Source organism: Caballeronia sordidicola, assembly GCF_001544455.2.
In the GTDB taxonomy this organism is placed as follows: Bacteria; Pseudomonadota; Gammaproteobacteria; order Burkholderiales; family Burkholderiaceae; genus Caballeronia; species Caballeronia sordidicola.
In genome coordinates this window covers 72,638-94,156 of sequence record NZ_FCOC02000003.1, presented here as the reverse complement: position 1 = coordinate 94,156, position 21,519 = coordinate 72,638, and the positions used below count along the sequence as shown (strand labels likewise).

Here is a 21,519-nt window from a genome sequence, read left to right as displayed (position 1 = left end):
GGCGCTCGCCATGGAGACTTAGTAATGGAATACGTTCGCTTGGGCCAGTACGGCCTGAAAGTGTCACGCCTGTGCCTTGGCACCATGAATATGGGCACGCCGCAATGGAAACCGTGGATCTTCGACGAGCAGAAGAGCGAGCCGATCGTTCGCCACGCGCTGGAAGCCGGCGTGAACTTCGTTGATCTTGCCGATTTCTATTCGGCGGGCGTCGGCGAAGAAGTGGTTGGCAGGATTCTTGGGCGCCTCGCCCGACGCGAGGAGATCGTGGTGACCACCAAGGTCGGCTACGACATGGGCGCGTATCAAAACGCGGGTGGTCATTCGCGCAAGCACGTGCTTGACGGTATCGATGCCTCGCTGCGGCGCCTCGGCATGGATTACGTGGACATTTACATGCTGCACTACTTCGATACTGCCACGCCCGTTGAAGAAACCATGGCTGCGCTGGACGATATTGTCCGCTCGGGCAAGGCGCGTTACATCGGTGTGTCGACCATGTACACGTGGCAGCTCGCGAAAATCATTCAAGTGTGCGAGCGCAACGGCTGGCATAAGCCCATCAACATGCAACTTCAGTTGAATCTTGCATATCGCGAGGAAGAGCGCGAAATGATGCCGTACTGCGCGGACCAGGGACTGGGCGTGTCCGTGTTCAGCCCGCTGGCGCGCGGACTCTTGACCTGCGACGCCGCCTCCACGCGTAATCAGACCGACTTTTTTACTTCGCAAATGTATGGCGACGCGGCGTCGCGCGCCATCGCGGCTTCCGTGGAACGCGTCGCACGGTTGCGCGGTGTAAGCGCCGCGCAAATTGCGCAAGCTTGGGTGCTGCAGCGCGCAGGCGTCGCGAGCATGCTGGTCGGCGCCGATTCACCCGCCCAGTTCGACAGCGCACTCAACGCGCTCGGTACGCATCTCGAAGCAGACGAACTTTTCGAGCTCGAGCGCAACTACACACCGTGCGACGTTATCAATGACTACACGGCCGGCCGGCGAATTGCACGCGAACCACGTGCGCCGCAGGGTGATTTTGTTCAGTCAATGAAGGATGCAGCATGAACCTGCTTCGCAAAGAGCATTACATCAATGGTCTCTGGCAAGACAGCGCCGAAACCTACCCGGTTCGCAATCCGGCCACGGGAGACGTGATCGCGGAAGTCGCGAAAGCGGGCGCACGCGAGACACAGCAGGCCATTCTTGCCGCGGAAAGCGCCTTTCCGGCATGGCGCGCGTTAAGCGCAAAGGAACGGGGCGCACGGGTGCGGCGTTGGGGCGAACTGATGCTCGAGCATCGTGATGCGCTGGCAAAATTGCTCACCCAGGAGCAGGGGAAGCCGCTTGCGGAAGCAGCAGGCGAAGTAGCCTATGCCGCGAGTTTCCTGGAATGGTTTGCTGAAGAGGCGAAACGCAGCTACGGCGACGTGATTCCGAGCTCCAAGGCTGGCTCGAAGATCATTGTCACGCGCGAGCCTGTCGGGGTCGTGGCGGCGATCACGCCATGGAATTTCCCGCTTGCGATGATCACGCGAAAGGCCGGACCTGCCCTGGCAGCAGGCTGCACAATGGTTCTCAAGCCATCCGAGGAAACGCCGCTGAGCGCGCTGGCGCTCGCCACGCTCGCTGAGGAAGCCGGCATCCCGGCGGGCGTGTTCAATGTTTTATCAGGCGACGCGGTGGCGATCGGGGCAGAGTTGACTGCATCGCCGGTCGTACGCAAGTTGTCGTTCACCGGGTCGACGCGGGTCGGCAAGCTTCTGGCCGCGCAATCGGCCGATACGCTAAAGAAGCTTTCGCTGGAACTCGGTGGCAATGCGCCGTTCATCGTATTCGACGACGCCGATCTGGACGCTGCGGTACAAGGCGCCATGGCATCGAAATTTCGCAATACGGGCCAGACGTGCGTGTGCGTCAATCGTTTCTTCGTGCAGGCAGGGGTCTATGCCGAATTCACGCGGCGTCTGACTCATGCCGTTGGCAAGCTCCGCGTAGGCAATGCGCTCGAGCAGGATGTCGACCAAGGTCCGCTTATCAACGATGCAGCGTTCAGGAAGGTCGGCGACCACGTGCAGGACGCCGTGAGCAAAGGTGCAACCATCATGACTGGCGGTCGTCCGCATTCATTGGGCGGCACGTTCTATGAACCAACCGTATTGGCGCACGCGAATCGAAGCATGTTCATCGCGCAGGAAGAAACGTTCGGACCGGTCGCCGCGTGCTTTCAATTCGAGACCGAGGCTGAAGCCATCAAGCTGGCCAACGACACTCCCTTTGGACTTGCCGCTTACTTCTATACGCGGGATCTGGGGCGCGCATGGCGGGTCGCGGACGCGCTCGAAACGGGCATGGTCGGAATCAATGAAGGAATCATATCCACGGAGGTAGCGCCATTTGGCGGCGTCAAGCAATCGGGTCTGGGCCGGGAAGGATCGAAGTACGGCCTCGACGAATATATGGAACTTAAATACATGATGATCAGCGGCCTGATGGCAACCGAACGCTGATTTGCCGCTGTTTCGCCACTGATTGCTCGCGAATGCACTGTTGCCGTCGTATGTAGCCGGCAGTAGTGCGGGTAATCGAAGAACACATAAGTAAGGAGACGCAGTGAGTCATCAGGACACTTCAAGCAGTGCATTGCCCATCGGTGTGGAGTTACACCCGAACGTCGCCCCTCTCCGCACGCACGATGCGCCCGCGTCGAAGCCCGTACTACTCGACGACATTCCGCTGAACCGCTTTCACATCAAGATCGCAGGCCTGACGTTTGGCGCGCATTTCACCGAAGGGTATGCGTTGGGCACGGTCGGGTACGCGCTGGCATCGATGAACCGGCAGATGCCGCTCGATTCCTTCTGGATGGGCGCGATCGGAAGCTCGGCGTTGATCGGCATTTTCTTGGGCAGCCTGATCTTTGGACGTCTGTCTGATCGACTTGGCCGTCAGCGTATCTTTCTCACCAGTTTTGTCATTATCACCGTCGCCGCATTCCTTCAGTTCTTTGCTACATCGCCGCTGGAACTGTTTGCACTTCGGGTTTTGATCGGTTTTGGCATGGGCGGTGACTTCACGGTTGGACATGCCATCCTGGCGGAATTTTCTCCACGCAAGCATCGCGGCGCGCTTCTCGGATCGTTCAGCGTGGTCTGGACAATCGGCTATGTGGTAGCGAATGTCCTTGGCATGGCATATGGAGAAGCAAGTCCTGACGCCTGGCGCTGGCTGCTTGCATCGGCGAGTCTTCCTGCATTTATCGTGCTCCTGCTGCGCATCGGCACGCCGGAATCTCCGCGTTGGCTGCTCGGGAAGGGCCGCGTGAAGGAAGCGCACGATGTGGTTCTCAAGCATTTCGGGCCCGACGTCATCCTTGACACTGAGGCGGCAACTCGGGCTACGAGTGGAAGGCACGGCTATGCGCGATTGTTTCAACCTGACCTGATTCGCAGGACATTGTTCAATTGTGGGTTCTTCGTGTGTCTGGTCATTCCATATTTCGCGATCTACACATTCTTGCCGGGAATCTTGAAGGTCATCGGATTGAACGGCGGGTTTGGTGCAGACCTGTTGCTCAACGCGGTGCTGGTCATAGGCGCCGTGCTCGGGATCTGGCTTACCATCAAGTTACCCCGTCGGCACTTCCTTATCGGATCATTCGCTGTCACCTGCGCAATGCTTGTGGCCATGAGCCTTTTGCCGGCTTCGGCAACGCTTGCAATGATCATTGCATTCGCTGTCTTTACGTTGACCATGTCGGCGTTCAGCAATCTGGTCGGGGTATTTCCGCCCGAATGTTTTCCAACCGAGGTGCGCGCGTCAGGCGTGGGCCTTTCCATTGCGTGCAGCCGGCTTGGTTCAGCGATCGGCACGTTCTTGCTGCCGGTCGGCATAGCGGAAATCGGGTTTCACTACACAATGATGATCCTTGCCGGGGTTTTGCTCGTGGGAATGATCGTCTCGATTGCGTGGGCTCCCGAGACACGCAACCTGACGTTGAGAGCCGCGAGCGGATCGTCATAATCTTCGAACGCGCTATCTGACATCAGGGTATCGCGCCCCCTCCCGAAAACTCTCACCTTATAAAGGCGTCCGCATGCGGACGCCTTTTTCGTTTGAAGATGCCGCCGTATCACCTGGAAATTGCGCTGTTTCAATATTAGGAATTCTTATTTTTGTCTCAATTCTTTCGGAGATTTCCGAGGGTAACCCAAAGCGCCGAGCCTTAAGATTCATTCACTCGCAGACAAACCGGTTTATCGCCTCTCACGAAATCAGACGATAAAAAAGCGGCTCGCACTGCGCGGTCGGCATCAACCGGACTCGCAGTCCAAGCGCCGCAAGTGTTCAAAACTCGTTAATTTCTCTATTAGGAAACTTCATGAAATCATTCATCTCCACCGTCGCCGTTGCCGCAACGCTCGCAACCATCGCTTTGGCATCGACCGGCGCAAACGCCGCCGATGGCACGATTACGTTTACCGGTGCAGTGACTGACACGACTTGCTCAATCGATGGAAAAACAGCCGGTGCCGCTGACAAGAACGTCACGCTGCCGACCGTAACGGGTAGCACGTTGAGTGCGGCGGGCGCAACTGCCGGCACAACTTCCCCAACGGATTTGACCTTCGTATTGAGTGGTTGCTTGTCAGAAACGAAGGCGGTCGCTCGTTTCGAAAATGGCCCGACGATCGACCAAACGACCGGTTACCTGACCAACCAAGCGCCTGCCGGTGCCCAAAACGTGCAAGTCCGCTTGCTGAACGCGTCGCGCCTGCCTATTAACGTTGTCACAGGTGCAAACAACGATATGGCCGGCAATGGCACGGCCATCGTATCGGGCAACGCTGAACTCAAGTACTTCGCTGAGTACTACGCAACGGGTAAGGCAACGGCCGGTCCGGTCAACACGTCGGTCCAATACACCGTCGATTATCAGTAAGCCGAATTGACAGGCATCTGCGGGTGCGGATGCCTGTTTTTTTCCTAATTTTCGAGATACGTTTTTTACGGAGATGCATCAATCATGAAGTCCATCAGGCAAATCGCATGTGGTTTGGGCGTGGTCGCGGCCTTGCTTGCCGGGAGCGCGGGCGCGAGCGTGACAGTCGGCGGAACACGCGTGGTGTATCCCCTTGAGAATCGTGAGGTGACGGTCAAGTTGACCAATGACCGCACCGATCCATCGTTGGTGCAGGTATGGATGGACCAAGGCAACGCGGCCGCAAAGCCTGGCGAGGCAAGTGCCCCCTTTGTGCTGACGCCGCCGATCTTTCGCATGGACGGGGGCAAGTCCCAAACGCTGCGCATGATGTACACGGGTGATGCACTGCCCCAGGACCGCGAATCCGTGTTTTGGCTAAACGTGCTCGATGTACCGCCCAAGGTCGCCAAGGACTCCGATGTCAACACGCTGCAGTTCGCGTTCCGGACTCGAATCAAGGTGTTTGCGCGTCCGAAGGGCTTGCCCGGAACCGCAGACGACGCTCCTGCAAAAGTGACATGGAAACTCGTACCCGCGGCCGACAACAAAGGCTACGAGGTGAAGGCGACCAACCCGACTGCCTATTACGTGTCGTTCAGCAGAATCGAAGTGATGGGCGCCGGTCAGACCTACACCAATGACGTAGGCGGAATGGTCGAGCCACGTGGAAGCGCGCAGTTTCCAATCAAGAATTTGAAGACAGCGCCAGCTAATGCGCACGTCAAGTTTTCCAGCATTAGCGACTTCGGCGGCGCCGTGCCGCTCGACGCACCGCTCGCTCCATAAGGCGTCGCCCTCAGCGGGGCGTCCCGATCAAGGTTAATCGAAGGCGTTGCGGGCATTACCTGGCCGACGCCTTCTTCAATAAAACAATCACGCGTTTTACCGAACGGTCTGTCCGCACAGCCCGCTGGTCAAGTCGCGTCCATGCAGACCGATAGATCGAATCACGCAGGCCGAATCATGAAACAAGCTGCTCACTATCTTGCCCCTGGTCAAAATCAGGACTCGTTCCGCTTGCGCCTGAAGCCTCTCGCTGCTATTGCCTTTTCGATGATGGCATGTGCTGCGATCCCCCATGCTGCAGCGGATGAAACGGGATCGGGTCAAGGCAAAACGAGCGTCGCGGCCGAAGTGAGCTTCGATAACACCTACCTGCGCGAGGAAGGGGGCACCGCGATCGATACCAGCCGCTTCACGCGTGGCAACGCGGTTTCGCCGGGAACGTATTCGGTCGACTTGTTCGTGAATGGCGCGCGCCTGAGCCGGGAAGATATTCGTTTTGTTTCCAAAGGCGGCGCATCTGGCGCCAAGCCGTGTTTCAGTCGGGCGTTGTTGCAGCGCGCGGGTGTCGATTTGGCTAAAGCCGATGCTGCCAGCGGGCGCACCGCATCGACATCGGCATCGACGTCTGCATCGGCATCCGATGCCAGCACGTGCGAAGAGATCGGCACGCTCGTGCCCGGCGCGACAGTCGACTTCGATTTTGCCCAGCAGACACTCGAACTGAGCTTGCCGCAAGCATTCATGCGCAACGCGGCGCGAGGTTACGTGCCGCCCGAACAATGGGACAAGGGTGTCAACGGCGGGTTCGTGAGCTATAACGCGAACACCTTCAGAACGGACGGCTCGGGCCCCGGTTCGACACAAAGCTATCTTGGCCTCAATGCCGGCCTGAATCTGGGCTCATGGCATATCCGTCATCAATCGTCGGTATCGTCGGGAACGGGCCAGCGCACGCAATTCGACAATATCGCGACCTACGCGCAGCACGACGTCGAAAAGCTGGGCGCTCAACTGACGCTCGGTGATTCGAGCACGACTGGCGAAATCTTCGACAGCGTGTCATTTCGCGGTGCGCAACTTGCCACTGACGACCGCATGCTGCCCGATTCCATGCGCGGCTATGCGCCTGTCGTGCGCGGCGTCGCAGAAACGAATGCACGCGTCACGATTCGGCAAAACGGCCAGGTACTGGAAGAAACCAACGTTGCTCCCGGGCCGTTCGAGATCAACGACCTGTATTCAACTGGCTACGGCGGCGATCTGGTTGTGACCGTAACCGAAGCCGACGGTCGCAGCAAAGAGTTCACGGTGCCGTTCGCGTCGGTCGCGCAATTGCTGCGCCCCGGCGTTACGCGTTTTAGCGCCACGGCTGGCCAGTTGCGTAACGATTCCCTCGATTCAAAACCCGCTTTCGCCCAGTTCACGCTTCAACGCGGCCTGACGAACACAGTCACCGCCTACGGCGGCGCGGTGGCATCGAGCGGCTACGGCGCCGTGAATTTCGGCGGCGCGTTGAATACCGGCTTTGGCGCCTTTTCGATGGACATTACCGGCGCCGCCACCAGCGTGCCGAACGCTCAGTCAATGCGCGGTACGAGCTTGCGCATTGGCTACAGCAAGTTCGTTGCAGCCACCGATACAAACGTTTCCGTAGCGGCCTACCGGTTCTCGTCGGCGGGATATCTGAACCTGAGCGACGCTGCGTCCATTCGCGATATCTCGGAGCATGGTGGCGACATCGATTCGATTTACCGGCAGCGCAATCGCATGCAGGTCTCGGTGAACCAGAAGCTCGGCGAACACGGCACCATGTTCATCACGGGCTCTTCGCAGAACTACTGGAATCGCGGCGGCACCGACACACTGTTTCAGGCCGGATATACCAACGCATTCAAATATGGGACCTACAGCCTGACGGCCGGCCGCACGCGGACCATGGACGGCCAGTTATCGAATGAATTCCTGCTGAGCACGACCATCCCGCTCGGGCACGCGGCACACGCGCCTCTGTTGACCACAAACGCTTCGCACAACTCCGATGGCGCGACAAACATGCAGGCAAACGTGAGCGGTTCGCTGGGCGATACGAACCAGTTTTCCTACAACGGTTATGGCACGTATAACGCCGGCGGCAGTTCTGCAAACAATGGCAATGCCGGCGTGAGCGCGACTTACCGCGCGCCATACGCTACGTTTAACGCATCCGCGAGCGGTGGCGGCGGAACACGCCAGGTATCGGCGGGCGTTCAGGGTTCGGTTGTCGCGCACCCGGGCGGCGTGACGTTCTCGCAAACAGTCGGCGACACATTTGGCGTTGTGGATGCGCCCGCCGCCGCTGGCGCAAACGTCACGAATGCGCCGGGAACCAAGGTCGACTCGCATGGATATGCGGTGATTCCGTACCTGTCGCCGTACAGTATGAACACAGTCGATCTCGATCCCAAAGGTACATCTACCGATGTCGAATTTAAATCGACATCGGCACAGGTCGCGCCGCGCGCAGGCTCTATAGTGATGATGAAATATGAGACGGTGAGCGGCCGGGCAGCGCTGATTCAGGCGCCGAAACTGGGTGGTGGAACGTTACCATTTGGAGCGAGTGTGGAAGACGAACAAGGAAAGATGGTGGGCGTAGTTGGTCAGGACAGCAGAGTTTTTGCACGAGGTCTTGAAGAACAGGGCGCGCTTACAGTGAAGTGGGGCAGCGGCCCTGTCGAGCAATGCCGGATCAGCTATACATTGCCGAAAAAAGACCCAAAGGCATATAACCCCGGGTATTTATCGGTGCAGTCGCACTGTGTACCCGGGGTTGAAATGCAAGCGAACGGCGTTCCTGCAAAGGCGCGAACAACTGCCGTGCGCTGAAAAAAAAGCGGCAGTTGAAGTATGCAACGTTCCGGCCCGATGCATCGCCATCTGGCTAGGCGATGGCTTGTTTCATTCGCTTGCTTCATTCATTTGCTTCATTACGCAACCACGCTGCAAACGCACTCACTGTTTCAGCTTCGCGATGCGCTTCCGGCACATCAAGCCAATATCCAAACGGTCCGACAATCTCTACCTCGGACATTCTCACGAGCGCGCCTTCGGCCAGTTCGTCGTCAATCATGTTCAGGTCCACGACCGCGAGTCCCACACCACGCCGTGCAGCATGAATGGCTTGCTGCAAATTCGAGAATTCGATGCCGTTGTCCGCATAGCGCGCCGGCATCCCTGCTTTGGCCAGCCAGTTCGGCCACAGCTTCAACCGGACGTCTTCGTGCAGCACGTGTAGTGCGGGCAATTCATCCAACAGGCGCTCGACGGGCATGCCGGCAAACTCAGGCGCGCCAACCAGCGCGTGCTTTTCCATCAGCAAAAGCTCAGAGCCGCCTTCAGCGGCCGACTCCCGTGACGGCTCGCGCCCGAACCGGACGCAGCAATGACAATCGCCACTATCTTGCGTGCGTATCGATAAATCCACGTCCGGAAGCTGCTCTGCCAGTGCGCCCAGCCGCGAAGAAAACCATTGTGTTGCAAACGTGGGCGGCAGCGATACAACCAGGCGCCTGCGCTCGACAGCGCCTGTCAAATGCCGCGTCCCCCGTTCGATGACGTCGAATGCCTCTGTTACCGACGGCATCAACAGCACGCCAGCCGGCGTCAGTCTGATTCCCTTGTGGTCGCGCTCAAAAAGCTTCACGCCCAGCGATTCCTCCAGCAACCGGATTTGCCGGCTTACGGCTCCCTGCGTGACGCACAGCGCTCGCGCTGCACGGTTAAAACTTAAATGACGCGCCGTCTCTTCAAAGAAACGTAACGCAATCAATGATGGAAGGTGTCGCATAGTGATTCCTTACTGCCAGTCTCCCTGATTGTTCTTATTGGCCGGATGCTCGCGTCTTCCTGATTGGGAACCGAAGTCATCGTCCCGCGTTCGATAAAATTACCCTGATTCCGGGTGTGAAACAATAGACCTTTTGGCTAACGTCAGGTCAGCACGAATTGTCATAAACGGTCGTCACCAAAGCTAAGAACCCGTGATGAAAAAGGCGGGGACTAGGCCATTTGGTCAGTAGTTGCCGCCGCCTGAATCGCCTATGCTGGATAGATCGTATTCCAGGAGGCCGCATGACCGTCCGCAATCTTGACGCGCTATTCGATCCGAAGTCGATCGCCGTGATCGGCGCATCGCTGCGCGCGGGGAGTATCGGCGAAATGGTGTGGTCGCGTCTCAACAGCACGAGATATGCGGGCGCGATCTGGCCGGTGAACCCGAAGCATCGCCAGCTCGGTGAAACCGCGGTTTATGCCCGCATTCAGGATTTGCCCGCTGACCCTACGGTGGCGGTGCTGTGCACGCCGCCAGCCACGTGGCCGGAAATTGTCCAACAACTTGGCGACCGCGGCACCCGGGCAGTTGTGATTGTTGGTGAGTCGGATGAAAGACGGGACCGGCCGGTCGATAACTGGACCAGCCGGACACTTGCCGCTGCGCGGCCTTTCTTGTTGCGTGTTGTCGGCCCCGCGAGCCTGGGCGTGATGACCCCCGCGTCGGGCGCCGTGCTGGGCGCACCGTCATGTGTTGTTGCGGCAGGCGGCGTGGCGTGGGTATCGGCGTCGAACGCATTGACCAATGGTGTATTGGGATGGGCAAATGCACGCGGTCTTGGTTTCTCGCGGGTGGTGGCGCTGGGTGACGAAGCGGACGTCGACGTTGGAGATACCCTCGATTTCCTTGCAAGCGACGCGCGTACGCGCGCGGTTCTGCTTGCTGTCGAATCGGTGCGCATGGCGCGCAAGTTCATGTCCGCGGCGCGGGCTGCGGCGCGCAACAAGCCCGTGCTGGTTCTGCGAACTGGACATGACGATCCGTTCGATGCGCTCTACAGCGCCGCGTTCCGGCGCGCGGGTCTGGTACGCGTCGACTCTCTCGACGACCTGCTGGATGAAATCGAAACGCTCGGCGTTGGCCGCGTGGCGGCGAGCGATCGTGCAACCGTGATCACGAGTGACCGAGGCGTAGCCGCGCTCGCGGCCGATGCATTCGCCGCCGCCGGTGACGCACTCGCGCTGTGGCCGGACGCGGCGCGCAAATCCGTCGCCATGGCATTGCCACGTGCGCAACTTGGCAATCCGCTGCAGCTGGGCGACGCGGCCACTGCCGCCGACTTTGGCGCAGCGCTCGAAGCGCTTGCGCCGCATCGCGAAACGGAGACTGCGTTCGTGGTCCACGCGCCAACGCACGCAGCGCCTGTTGCCGAGGTCGCGCGTACCATGATCGCGCAGAAAAACCATGCGTATCGCGGACTGCTCGCATGCTTTTTTGGTTGTGTCGACGAAACCACGCGCGATGCGTTGCATGCTCAAGGCATCCCGGTTCATACCACGCCCCAGCGGCTCGCGCGGGGTTTCGCCCGGCTGGTCGACTATCGTCAGGGCCGTGAGCTGCTGATGCAGACGCCCGACGGACCCCTACCCCAGGCGGCGGGGGCGCTCGACAGCGCACAGGCTCAGGTCGCGGCCGCGTTGAGCGCGGGTATTGCCGAACTGCAGGGCGAGCGCGCGTCGCGGATCCTCGGGCAGTTCGGGATTATTGTGAAGGCAGGGCCGCCGGGACCGCGCAGCGACGAAGCCATCGAAATCGAAGTCCGGTTGCTTAATCACCGTATATTCGGTCCGGTGTTCGAGTTCAGGGCGGCGGGCGCGCTTGGTTTGCCGGACTCGCTTCACGAGTTCGCTTTTCCGCCGCTGAACCCCGTGCTGGCACGTGACCTCGTGATGCGTTCTCCCCGGGCGCGCGAACTGCCAGCCGAGAGCTTGCTGACCGCATTGACGGCTTTGTCGAATGCGGTGTGCGAGATCGAGCAGATCGTTGCATTGCGTCTGACGGTGCAGGTCACGCGCCAGGCTGTAGTCGTGTACGAGCCGCATCTGACGCTGGCCGCGCACCGTACGCCGCTGGCCATCCAGCCGTATCCGCGCAGGCTCGAAGAAATGCTCGACTGGAATGGCTTGCAGGTGACCCTACGTCCGATCCGTCCCGACGACGAAGCCGCTCACAGCGCTTTTGTGGCGGCAATGACACCGGAGGATTTGCGCCTGCGTTTTTTCAGTTCGGTGCGCAGTTTCGATCACACGCAACTGGCGCGAATGACGCAAATCGATTACGACCGGGAGATGGCGTTCATCGCGGTCACGGGTGAGAGCGACGCAATGGAGACATTGGGTGTGGCCCGCGCGATAGCCGACCCGGACAACGAGACGGCCGAGTTCGCGGTAGCGGTGCGCTCCGATCAGAAAGGCCGTCGTCTGGGCATGTTGCTGCTGTCGCGGATCATTGCGTATTGCAAGTCGCGCGGGACACGGTGGCTTACCGGCGAGGCGCTGCGCGAGAACACCGGAATGATCACGCTCGCGCGCCGCTGTGGTTTCCAGGTTTCGTCGACGGACGATCCGGGCGTGGTGGCTTTTCGCATGCGGCTCGCTGAGCCCGAAGCAACGCCACCATGAATGCTTTTAATATTCAGGCCGCGAGCTTGGCGAGGGCTTCATCGACTTGCGCACGCGACACAGCCAGTTCCTCAAGCCATGCATCCGCATAAACGCTGCCGGTCTCGCGTTCCAGGCGCGCAATGGTCGCGGCGCACCGGGTTGTGTCCTTGGGCGTTGCAATGAACGGCTTGACCGATGCCCCCGACGTGAACGCTTCGAACAACGGCACGCGAATGTCGTCGGGCAGTGCGCGGCTTGTCCATTGGTACGGCTTGCCGTTGAACGACAGTTGCGGCGGCATGACGCGTTCTTTCTTTGCTGCGGGAATCAGGCCGAAGTTACGGGCGGCATCGGCGATCTGATCGGCGGTAAAGAGTTCGTCCGCGCCAATATCGAATTGCTGGATGAAGGTTTCGATGCTTTGCATTGCGGCCGCGCGGTCATCACGCTTTTTCTGCGCGCGGGCAACGATGTCGCGCAGTTCATCGGCTTCTTCGCTCGTGATCGTGAAGCTGGACTGCTTTTGCTGAAGTTCGGAGAAGCGCTGGAATTCGGGATCGGAGAGAAGTTTCGCCATGGCCTTCGCGTAAATAAAGACGCGGAAAGTCGCATTGAGCGACCTGCCGCTTTTTGAGAGGGCCGCCATTCTATCAAGCCCTGGATCCGCTGCGGATCAAGCCGCGCTGGAATCCCGCGCGTCCTGCAAGACGTCGATCCCGGCTTCGGGTTCACGATACATCGAGAGCGCCGCGGCCGCTTCGCCTAGCAGGGCGCTCACCTGATCTATCGGCGGCGCGACGTATTCGTCGATACGCCTGAGATACGGGCAGGTCAGCGTCGCGACGGCCTGACCCGACGGTCCGAGCACTGGGAAACTCACGTCCATCACGCCGAACGTCTGCTGGCTTTCCTTATGCAGGAAGCCGTCCGCGCGGATCTTCGCGTACGCGCCCTCCAGTGCGACCGGATCCAGCGGGGTTTCGCCTTTGACTTGTGTGTGTTCGGCGAGCATGTGCACGCGCTGTTCGGCGCTTTGGAACGCCAGCGTCACGCGGCCCGAACCAGTATCGATCAAGCCGATACGCGCACCGAGCCGCACAGAAATTCCCCACGTGCCCGGTCCATCGACCTGCGCGATCACCAGCAGATTGCCCCGGTCATAAGTGGCGAGATGACACGACTGCTCCGCCCGATCTGCGAAGCGCTGCATGACCGGCAGGGCTTCGGTGATCAGGCGGTTCATCGGCGGATGGCGGTGTGCGAGCGCGTACAGCTTGAGGCTCAGCGAATACCGGTCGCCCGCGGGCGAGCGCACTACATATTGCCGCGCGACCAGCCGCTCGAGCATCCGATACATCTCGCTCGCATTGCGCCCGAGTGACTTCGTGATCTCGGCGCGCGTCAATCCATCCTTCTGCTCGGCAAGCAACTCGAGGATGTCGAGCCCTTTATCCAGGGCGGGCGCGCGGTACCGGTCGGCGTCGGTGGGATCTTCTGCCTGCATGTCGGCCTTGATAACACTGAAAGACAAGATGCTAAGGGAAAACACGGACTGTTCCGGCGCGCAGTTAGCTTGACTTCGACTTGTCCGCATATGAATAATACGTTCACTGATGAATGATTGTACTGATATAAACCCGCGCTGCGAATACAGTTCGCGAAACGAATCAAGGATGTTCTCGTGCCGCAAACCCCGCATGACCGAGTCGACGCACGGCGTACCGACGCCCGCCTGATACTTCAGAGCCCGCAAGACAACTGCCTGATTGCGGGAGCGTGTCTTCTCGCGGGGGAGCGCGTCGAAATCGAAGGGCAGTTTGTCACGCTCGCGAAGACCATCGACCTTGGACACAAGGTTGCGCGATACGCGCTGCAAACTGATCAGAAGGTGCTGCGCTACGGCGCGATCATTGGTCACGTCAGCTCGGACGTTCAGCCCGGCGACCATTTGCATACCCACAATCTCGAGAGCGACTACCTCCCGACCTATACCCACGACGCCGGCCACGCGTTCGTGGATCATCGGGAAAGCCAGGCTAAATGACAGCACTCAACGCTCCCCAACTCCAGGGCTTCTTGCGTGCCGACGGCCGCAAGGGCATTCGCAACGTGATCGCGGTTGCTTATCTCGTGGAGTGCGCGCATCACGTGGCGCGCGAGATCGTGACGCAGTTTCGCCCCGCATTCAATTCGCTCGATGCCTTCGATGACCCCGGCACGGAGCCGCCCGTTCATTTGATTGGTTTTCCAGGCTGTTACCCAAATGGTTATGCCGAAAAGATGATGGAACGGCTGACCACGCATCCGAACGTGGGCGCGGTGCTGTTCGTATCGCTCGGATGCGAGAGCATGAACAAGCACTATCTTGTCGATGCCGTGCGCGCGAGCGGCCGTCCCGCCGAAGTCCTGACGATCCAGGAAAAGGGCGGTACGCGCAGCACGATCCAGAACGGCATCGACTGGATTCGCGAGACGCGCGCCGCGCTCGCTGCCCAGCCAAAAGTGCCGATGGCGCTCGACGAACTCATCGTCGGCACGATTTGCGGCGGTTCAGACGGCACCAGCGGAATCACGGCGAATCCCGCTGTCGGCCGCGCGTTCGATGCGCTTATCGATGCCGGCGCTGCCTGCATCTTCGAGGAGACCGGCGAACTTGTCGGTTGCGAATTCCATATGAAGAGCCGCGCGGCGCGTCCGGAGCTCGGGCAGGAGATCGTCGCGTGCGTGGACAAGGCGGCGCGCTATTACTCGATTCTGGGCCACGGCTCGTTCGCGGTCGGCAACGCGGATGGCGGCCTCACGACGCAAGAAGAAAAATCGCTGGGTGCGTACGCAAAAAGCGGCGCGTCGCCTATTGTCGGCATCATCAAACCGGGCGACATTCCGCCGGTCGGCGGTTTGTACCTGCTCGACGTCGTGCCGGACGGCGAACCGCGCTTTGGTTTCCCGAATATCAGCGACAACGCGGAAATCGGCGAATTGATCGCGTGTGGCGCGCATGTGATTCTATTTACGACCGGGCGCGGTTCGGTCGTCGGTTCCGCCATCTCGCCGGTAATCAAGGTCTGCGCGAATCCGGCAACGTATCGCAATCTGTCCGGTGATATGGATGTCGATGCCGGCCGCATTCTGGAAGGCCGCGCAACACTCGACGAGGTAGGCCGCGAAGTATTCGATGTCACCGTGAAAGTCGCGGCGGGCGCCGCGTCCAAGTCCGAATCGCTTGGTCATCAGGAGTTCATCCTGACGTACAAGACGTTCGATCCCGTCGGTCCTGCGTGTCTGCCGGCGAACGCGACGCCGCGGCATGCGGTATCGATTGCTTCGGTTTGAGCGATCACGCGATGAACCCCATCACCGGAAATCCCGTCGTGAAAAAGCGCAAGGTTGGAAAAACGTTGCTGGAAGTCACGGCGTTGTCGTTGGGCAGTGCGCCACTTGGCGGCTTGTATCACGATCTGCCGGAAGAAGACGCGCAAGCTACGGTCGACGCCGCATGGCAAGCCGGCATCCGTTACTTCGATACCGCTCCGCACTACGGCCACACCAAAGCCGAACATCGGATTGGCGATGCGTTGCGGCGCTATCCGCGTGAAGACTACGTGCTGTCGACCAAGGTCGGACGCCGCTTCGTACCGCGCACGACGCCCTACGACGGCAGCGAAGGCTGGTCCGACCCGTTGCCGTTCCAGGCCATCTACGATTACACCTACGACGGCATCCTTCGTTCATTCGAAGATAGTCAGCAGCGTTTGGGTATTGTTGATATCGACATTGTGCTGATTCACGACATTGGCCGCGTCACGCATGGCGAGAAGAACGCTTTTTACTGGCGGCAACTCACGAACGAAGGCGGGTTTCGCGCACTCGATGAACTGCGCGCATCGCGCGGAGTGAAAGCGGTTGGACTCGGTGTGAACGAGGGTGCAGCGGTGCAGGAAGCGATGGCGGAATTCGACATCGATTGCGCGCTTCTCGCCGGCCGATACACGTTGCTGGAGCAAGCGGTTCTCGACGATCTGCTGCCGGAGTGCGAGAAACGCGGCGTCAGCATTTTGCTTGGCGGCGCATTCAACTCGGGCATTCTTGCGCGCGCTTTGACGCATGACGTACCGCCAAAAGCGATCAACCAGAAGTTCAACTACGGCGACGCGCCACAGTCGATTATCGAGCGTGTCGACGCGCTTGAACGCATATGCCGCGAGCATGGGGTTGCCTTGTCGAGCGCGGCCCTTCAGTTTCCTTATGCGCATAAAGTTGTCGCCACCGTGCTGATGGGGGCGCGTAATCCCGACGAAGTGCGGTTGAACGCCGCGTCGTTTGCCGATCCATTGCCGGCCGAATTATGGGACGCGTTGCGAGCGGCCGGATTGCTGCACGCATCGGCGCCGGTGCCCGCGCGTACCCAAGAAAACGCGCCATGACCGTTGAATCTGTCGATTCGCATCAGCATTTCTGGGACCCTTCTCGCGGAGACTACGGCTGGTTGACGCCGGAGCTAGGCGCGCTGTATCGCGTGTTTGGTCCGGATGATCTGAAGCCGCTTCGCGATGCGGTGAATGTCGGGCGCACGGTGGTTGTGCAGGCCGCGCCCACCGTCGATGAAACCCGTTATCTGCTCGATCTCGCGCGCAACAATCCTGATATTGCCGGCGTAGTTGGCTGGATCCCGCTGGACGCGCCGAACGCCGCTGGCTTGATCGATGACCTGGCACGCGAGCCGAAATTCAAGGCTGTGCGTCCAATGCTGCAGGACCTGCCCGATGATCGATGGATCGAGAATCCCGTGCTGACGCCGGCCATTCATGCGCTGATCAAAAACGACCTTGCCTTCGATGCTTTGATTTTCCCGCGCCATGTTGCATCGCTAAAGATATTTGCGGAGCGTTTTCCTGATTTGCGGATCGTCGTCGATCACGGCGCGAAGCCACAAATCAAGGATGGCGAGGCCGCGTGGCAAATTTGGGCGGACGGTATTGCGGAACTGGCGGCGCTGCCGCAAGGATTGCGTTGCAAGTTGTCGGGTCTCGCAACCGAAGCCGCGCCGGGTTGGACAGCGGAGAAACTCAAGCCTTACGTCGATCATCTTTTGCAGCACTTCGGCCCCGATCGCTTGATGTGGGGCAGCGACTGGCCGGTGCTGAACCTGAATGGCGACTATGCGCAATGGCACGCCGCGGCGCGGCTGTTGACATCGCATCTGGAGGCAGCACAACAGCAGGCTATTTTCGGCGATACCGCGCGGACTTTTTATCGCTTGTAAATATGAGTGAATTGCATGAACAAATCCGCGCGGTATACACGGAATTTCGCATCGGCAATCGCAACGAAAGCCTTGAATGGTAAAAATACGTGTCATGCGGATGTTATGGTTCTACCGCACATTCGCTGAAATGCCGCTTCCAGCGAACCAGGCAGCGCCTGACGGCACAGAACACCTCACCAACCGAATCAAAACCTGAAAACTGAAGGATCACTCACGATGAAACTGCTGCGCTTTGGGCCGAACGGTCAGGAAAAACCGGGTTTGCTGGATCAGAACGGCAAGATTCGCGATCTGTCGAATGTCGTTGACGATATCGCCGGCGAAACACTCTCGGACGCCACGCTCGCAAAGCTCCGCGCAATCGATCCAGCCACGCTGCCTGAAGTAACGGGCGAACCGCGCATTGGCCCGTGCGTGGGGCGCGTGGGCAAGTTTGTGTGTATCGGATTGAATTACGCGGATCACGCCGCCGAATCAAACCTGCCGGTGCCGACCGAACCGGTGCTGTTCGGCAAATGGACGAGCGCTATCTGCGGTCCGAACGACGACGTGGAAATCCCGCGTGCATCGAAAAAGACCGACTGGGAAGTCGAACTTGGCGTGGTGATCGGCAAGCATGCAAAGTACGTCAGCGAAGCGGACGCGCTGGATTACGTGGCCGGATATTGCGTGATCAACGACGTTTCCGAACGCGAATGGCAAATCGAGCACGGCACGCAATGGGACAAGGGCAAGGGATTCGACACCTTCGGCCCGCTCGGTCCGTGGCTTGTCACGAAAGACGAAATCCCCGATCCGCAGCAACTGGATCTGTGGCTGGAAGTGGACGGACACCGCTACCAGAACGGCAACACCAGGACCATGGTTTTCGGCGTCGCGGAACTGGTCGCGTATCTGTCGAAAGTAATGAGCCTGCAACCCGGCGATGTCATTTCCACCGGCACGCCGCCAGGCGTGGGCATGGGCGTGAAGCCTTCGCCCGTTTATCTGAAGGCCGGCCAGACGGTTCGCCTCGGCATCCAGGGCCTGGGCGAACAGCGGCAACGTATGGTCGACGCAAAATAAGCGACTAGCCTTAAAAAGCTAACGAAAGAGGCCGTTCCTGCATCAGCTGGAACGGCCTCTTTTCTTTTTAGCATGCCGAAAACCGCTCAAGCGCTCACCGGCTCCAGTTCTGCCGCCATTTCGCTGATCCTGTGAATTGTTCCTTGCGCCACCGCGACAAGCCGCTCAGTGCCGCCATCGGTGACATATACGTCGCATTGACAGGTCGCTTGCGTCATTCCCGCGTAGATCACGCGTGCGCGCGCGAGCAAGGTGCCGGAGACGGCGGGCCGCAGATAATTGATCTTGTATTCTCCGGTGACGACTTTTGGACCCAGGCGCAGCGCGCCAGCGAAGGTCAGGGCGTTATCGACTAGATAACTCACCACGCCACCGTGCACAAAACCGTGCTGCTGCCTGAATTCATCGCGGATGGTCAGACATAGCGTGAGACTCGTGGAGTCGACCTGCATGAGTTTCGTTCCCAGCAAGGCGCTAAACGGCTGCGCGTTCAACGCGCCCCGTGCGATATCGACAATTTCGGCCATTCGGACACTCCTACATTTGGTTTCGGTCCAGTCAGCTTGAGTCCCATCCATCCGCGCCGGGGCGAAGGTCATCGGCGCGGTCCTGCAGAGACTGTAGGTAGCGCGTCTCAACTGCGCAAGGACGATCTCTACTTCGCGGACAAAATACTGGTTTAAATGATCTTTCGAAGCGATTCGAACGAAAGGCGGCCGATGTTTTCAGGCGTGAATGCGAAACGCCTCGCGGGGGGCGAGGCGTTTAGAAAGTGCCGGATACGCGTGAATGCGTCAGGGCAATGCGTCGTAGGCGGTTGCGAGATGGTAGGGCGTGGTCGAGGGCATTTCCGCGCGCACGATACCGCCATGGGCCGTCTGGCTTTCGATCCACCCGTGCGGGCGCAGGAAACGCTTCGTGAAGCGCTCGATCTGCGCGGGCAGTTGCGCGCGCACCGCGCCACCGGCGTGGGTGGCAAGCGCGCGCAGATATTCGGTCTGCGCCCAGATACGCTGCGTCGAATCAATGACATCGCCATGCTCATTGACCGATGCCGCCACGCCACCCGTCAACGGGTCCACGCCGTACTGCTGCACGAAGTCGAAAGCGCGCATGAGCGCGCGGTTCAGCCCAGCCGCTTCAAACGCCGCGTGCCCGCTGCCTTCCACAAGAAACAGCCATTCGAACTGATGGCCCGGTTCGAGCCAGTTGTTGGCGCTTCCCATCGGCAATTCGGCGATACACCCCGTTTCCCGATGCACGAAGGCGCGCGCCAAGGCCGCCGCGAGCTTGTTCAGCCGGCGATCGAACACCGCGTCACCAGTGGTCTCACGGGCTGCGAGCCACGCCTCGGTCAGGTGCATCAGCGGGTTTTGCAACGCAGAACCTGATGCGGTGGAAAAATCCTCGGTCATCGCGGATTGGAACAGGTCGCCTTCGGCGCTCATCCGGCTTTCGATGGTCGCCGATGTCTCCTCCAGCACCGCCAGCGCGTTCTTTGCAGCCGCCGGCAATGCGCGCCTGGCATATTCCGCGCACGCGAAGATCACGAATGCGTGCGTATAAAGATCCTTCTGCCGCTCATGCGGTGCGCCGCTTGCGTCCACGCTATAGAACCAACCGCCGTTTTGCCTGTCCTGAAAATAGGTCTGAAGCGAATCGAACAGCTTATCGGCGTGCCCGATGTCTCCGGCGTGCGCGAACACGAACAGTTGCCGGGCGCATGCCATGGCGCGGTATCGATGCGCGGGGACCGGCGTCACGCCGTCGCTGGCGACAGCTTCGTACGCAAGACGCATGGCCGGATTGAAGCCTGGCCCGCGCCATATGGGCAGCACGACACGCTCATAATGCGCCCTGAGGGTCGCGCAGGTCGCGCTGGTCGGGGATGTTCCAGCGGTGAAATCAGGGTCGTGCATACGGCTTTATCGATGATGGTTGAGCCCGGCGGCATTCGCCACCGGACGCGGGGACCAAGGATAAATCAAAACGGCCGCGCGTCGGGATATCAGGCGGTTTCCTGCCTGCATTCGAGCGAAACACGCGTCCGCTCGGCTGCCCGTTCCGCCATGACCAATATAAAACGCGTTCATAAGGAGAAACTCACTCATGTTAGGAAATCTGGAACTCATCGCCCGGCTCGTACTGGCCGCCGCGCTTGGCAGCGTGATCGGCTTCGAGCGCGAACGGCTGTCGTGGGCGGCCGGACTGCGTACGCACATGCTCGTGTGCGTGGGATCGACGCTCATCATGATCGTGTCCGCGTTCGGTTTCGCCGATGTCCTCGGCAGCGACCACATCGTGCTCGATCCATCGCGGATCGCGGCCCAGGTCGTGTCGGGAATCGGCTTTCTTGGCGCGGGCTCCATCTTGCTGCGCGGCGAGATTGTCCGCGGCCTCACGACAGCGGCAAGCCTCTGGTCGGTCGCGGCAATCGGACTTGCGGTGGGCGGCGGACTCTACACCGCGTCGATAGCGGCAACCATCATCATCCTGATCATTCTCGCGGGGATCAAACCGCTGGAACGGCGTTTCATATCTGTGAAGCAGCGCCGGCAATTGACCTTGCTCGTCGATCGCGGCACGTTGAATTTTCATGCGCTGCACGAAGCGCTCGGCGCCGGCAGCGTGCGGGTGAAGCAGTTCGTCGTGCAACAAAGCGATGATTCCGCCGACCTGGATGAAGTGCAGATTTCGCTGTCACGGGTGTCGTCGACCGAATATGAGGCGATTTGCACCCGGCTGCGCGCGCTGGAAACCGTGCGCGAGTTCAAGGAAGAAGGCGCGATGTAGCAGGGCGAATGCTTAAATTGTCAGCGTCCGGCATGCGACAATGCGCCCCGAAAATTCCTCCGTGCCAGACGGTCTGCCATCGGCTTGTTTTGTGAAAGGCTGCTGCGCACCTGCGCGTCTTGCTTGCCGCGCCGTTGTTGTTCATCGACTTATGCCC

18 protein-coding genes are annotated in these 21,519 nt (G+C 59.8%); 13 read left to right on the top strand and 5 right to left on the bottom strand.

Annotation, left to right across the window (positions count from 1 at the left end):
* The first annotated feature begins 24 nt into the window (after positions 1-24).
* The 6 genes from AWB64_RS06740 to AWB64_RS06715 all read left to right on the top strand — a co-directional run bounded on the left by AWB64_RS06740 (position 25) and on the right by AWB64_RS06715 (position 8,629).
* A complete protein-coding gene (locus AWB64_RS06740) occupies positions 25-1,062 on the top strand; it encodes an aldo/keto reductase (protein ID WP_060817872.1) in 1,038 nt (345 codons plus the stop codon).
* Complete coding sequence (locus AWB64_RS06735) at positions 1,059-2,504, top strand: NAD-dependent succinate-semialdehyde dehydrogenase (RefSeq protein WP_060817871.1); 1,446 nt, start codon at positions 1,059-1,061, stop codon at positions 2,502-2,504. The genes AWB64_RS06740 and AWB64_RS06735 overlap by 4 nt, the downstream gene beginning before the upstream one ends.
* 145 nt (positions 2,505-2,649) lie before the next feature.
* Positions 2,650-4,017 carry an MFS transporter gene (locus AWB64_RS06730; protein WP_374728607.1) on the top strand — a complete coding sequence of 456 codons (1,368 nt, stop codon included), beginning with the start codon at positions 2,650-2,652 and terminating at the stop codon, positions 4,015-4,017.
* A gap of 358 nt (positions 4,018-4,375) precedes the next feature.
* Positions 4,376-4,936 carry a fimbrial protein gene (locus AWB64_RS06725; protein ID WP_060817869.1) on the top strand — a complete coding sequence of 187 codons (561 nt, stop codon included), beginning with the start codon at positions 4,376-4,378 and terminating at the stop codon, positions 4,934-4,936.
* Positions 4,937-5,020: 84 nt separating this feature from the next.
* Complete coding sequence (locus AWB64_RS06720; RefSeq protein WP_060817868.1) at positions 5,021-5,764, top strand: fimbrial biogenesis chaperone; 744 nt, start codon at positions 5,021-5,023, stop codon at positions 5,762-5,764.
* A gap of 177 nt (positions 5,765-5,941) precedes the next feature.
* Complete coding sequence (locus AWB64_RS06715) at positions 5,942-8,629, top strand: fimbria/pilus outer membrane usher protein (RefSeq protein ID WP_060817867.1); 2,688 nt, start codon at positions 5,942-5,944, stop codon at positions 8,627-8,629.
* Between the two features lie 85 nt (positions 8,630-8,714).
* Here the strand turns inward: AWB64_RS06715 and AWB64_RS06710 are convergent, their stop codons facing one another.
* Entirely contained in the window at positions 8,715-9,590 is an 876-nt protein-coding gene (locus AWB64_RS06710) for a LysR family transcriptional regulator (RefSeq protein WP_060817866.1), read from the bottom strand.
* Between the two features lie 284 nt (positions 9,591-9,874).
* Between AWB64_RS06710 and AWB64_RS06705 the strand changes: the two genes are divergently transcribed.
* Positions 9,875-12,256: a GNAT family N-acetyltransferase gene (locus AWB64_RS06705; protein ID WP_060817865.1), complete on the top strand. Its 2,382-nt coding sequence runs from the start codon at positions 9,875-9,877 to the stop codon at positions 12,254-12,256.
* Positions 12,257-12,269: 13 nt separating this feature from the next.
* On the opposite strand, the gene AWB64_RS06700 is transcribed toward AWB64_RS06705, so the two are convergent.
* Together AWB64_RS06700 and AWB64_RS06695 are read right to left on the bottom strand one after the other, a co-directional pair.
* The gene (locus AWB64_RS06700) at positions 12,270-12,815 is read right to left on the bottom strand and encodes an alkaline phosphatase family protein (RefSeq protein ID WP_060818383.1); all 546 of its coding nucleotides are present in this window, start codon (positions 12,813-12,815) and stop codon (positions 12,270-12,272) included.
* A 96-nt stretch (positions 12,816-12,911) separates the two neighbouring features.
* The gene (locus AWB64_RS06695) at positions 12,912-13,742 is read right to left on the bottom strand and encodes an IclR family transcriptional regulator (RefSeq protein WP_060818382.1); all 831 of its coding nucleotides are present in this window, start codon (positions 13,740-13,742) and stop codon (positions 12,912-12,914) included.
* 177 nt (positions 13,743-13,919) lie between these two features.
* Between AWB64_RS06695 and AWB64_RS30800 the strand changes: the two genes are divergently transcribed.
* From AWB64_RS30800 to AWB64_RS06675, 5 genes are all read left to right on the top strand, one after another.
* Entirely contained in the window at positions 13,920-14,282 is a 363-nt protein-coding gene (locus tag AWB64_RS30800) for a UxaA family hydrolase (RefSeq protein WP_075643252.1), read from the top strand.
* Positions 14,279-15,571, top strand: a complete 1,293-nt coding sequence (locus AWB64_RS06690; RefSeq protein ID WP_060817864.1) for a UxaA family hydrolase — start codon at positions 14,279-14,281, stop codon at positions 15,569-15,571. The genes AWB64_RS30800 and AWB64_RS06690 overlap by 4 nt, the downstream gene beginning before the upstream one ends.
* Before the next feature lie 11 nt (positions 15,572-15,582).
* Positions 15,583-16,662, top strand: coding sequence for an aldo/keto reductase (locus AWB64_RS06685; protein WP_060818381.1), 1,080 nt, complete (start codon positions 15,583-15,585; stop codon positions 16,660-16,662).
* The gene (locus AWB64_RS06680; protein WP_060817863.1) at positions 16,659-17,501 is read left to right on the top strand and encodes an amidohydrolase family protein; all 843 of its coding nucleotides are present in this window, start codon (positions 16,659-16,661) and stop codon (positions 17,499-17,501) included. Before AWB64_RS06685 ends, AWB64_RS06680 begins: the two co-directional genes overlap by 4 nt.
* Before the next feature lie 219 nt (positions 17,502-17,720).
* Complete coding sequence (locus AWB64_RS06675) at positions 17,721-18,569, top strand: ureidoglycolate lyase (RefSeq protein ID WP_060817862.1); 849 nt, start codon at positions 17,721-17,723, stop codon at positions 18,567-18,569.
* An 86-nt stretch (positions 18,570-18,655) separates the two neighbouring features.
* Here the strand turns inward: AWB64_RS06675 and AWB64_RS06670 are convergent, their stop codons facing one another.
* Both AWB64_RS06670 and AWB64_RS06665 read right to left on the bottom strand, forming a co-directional pair.
* A complete protein-coding gene (locus AWB64_RS06670; protein WP_060817861.1) occupies positions 18,656-19,096 on the bottom strand; it encodes a PaaI family thioesterase in 441 nt (146 codons plus the stop codon).
* A gap of 267 nt (positions 19,097-19,363) precedes the next feature.
* Positions 19,364-20,488 carry an AGE family epimerase/isomerase gene (locus AWB64_RS06665; RefSeq protein WP_060817860.1) on the bottom strand — a complete coding sequence of 375 codons (1,125 nt, stop codon included), beginning with the start codon at positions 20,486-20,488 and terminating at the stop codon, positions 19,364-19,366.
* A gap of 190 nt (positions 20,489-20,678) precedes the next feature.
* On the opposite strand from AWB64_RS06665, the gene AWB64_RS06660 reads away from it, so the two are divergent.
* Positions 20,679-21,362: an MgtC/SapB family protein gene (locus AWB64_RS06660; protein ID WP_060817859.1), complete on the top strand. Its 684-nt coding sequence runs from the start codon at positions 20,679-20,681 to the stop codon at positions 21,360-21,362.
* Positions 21,363-21,519 lie beyond the last annotated feature (157 nt).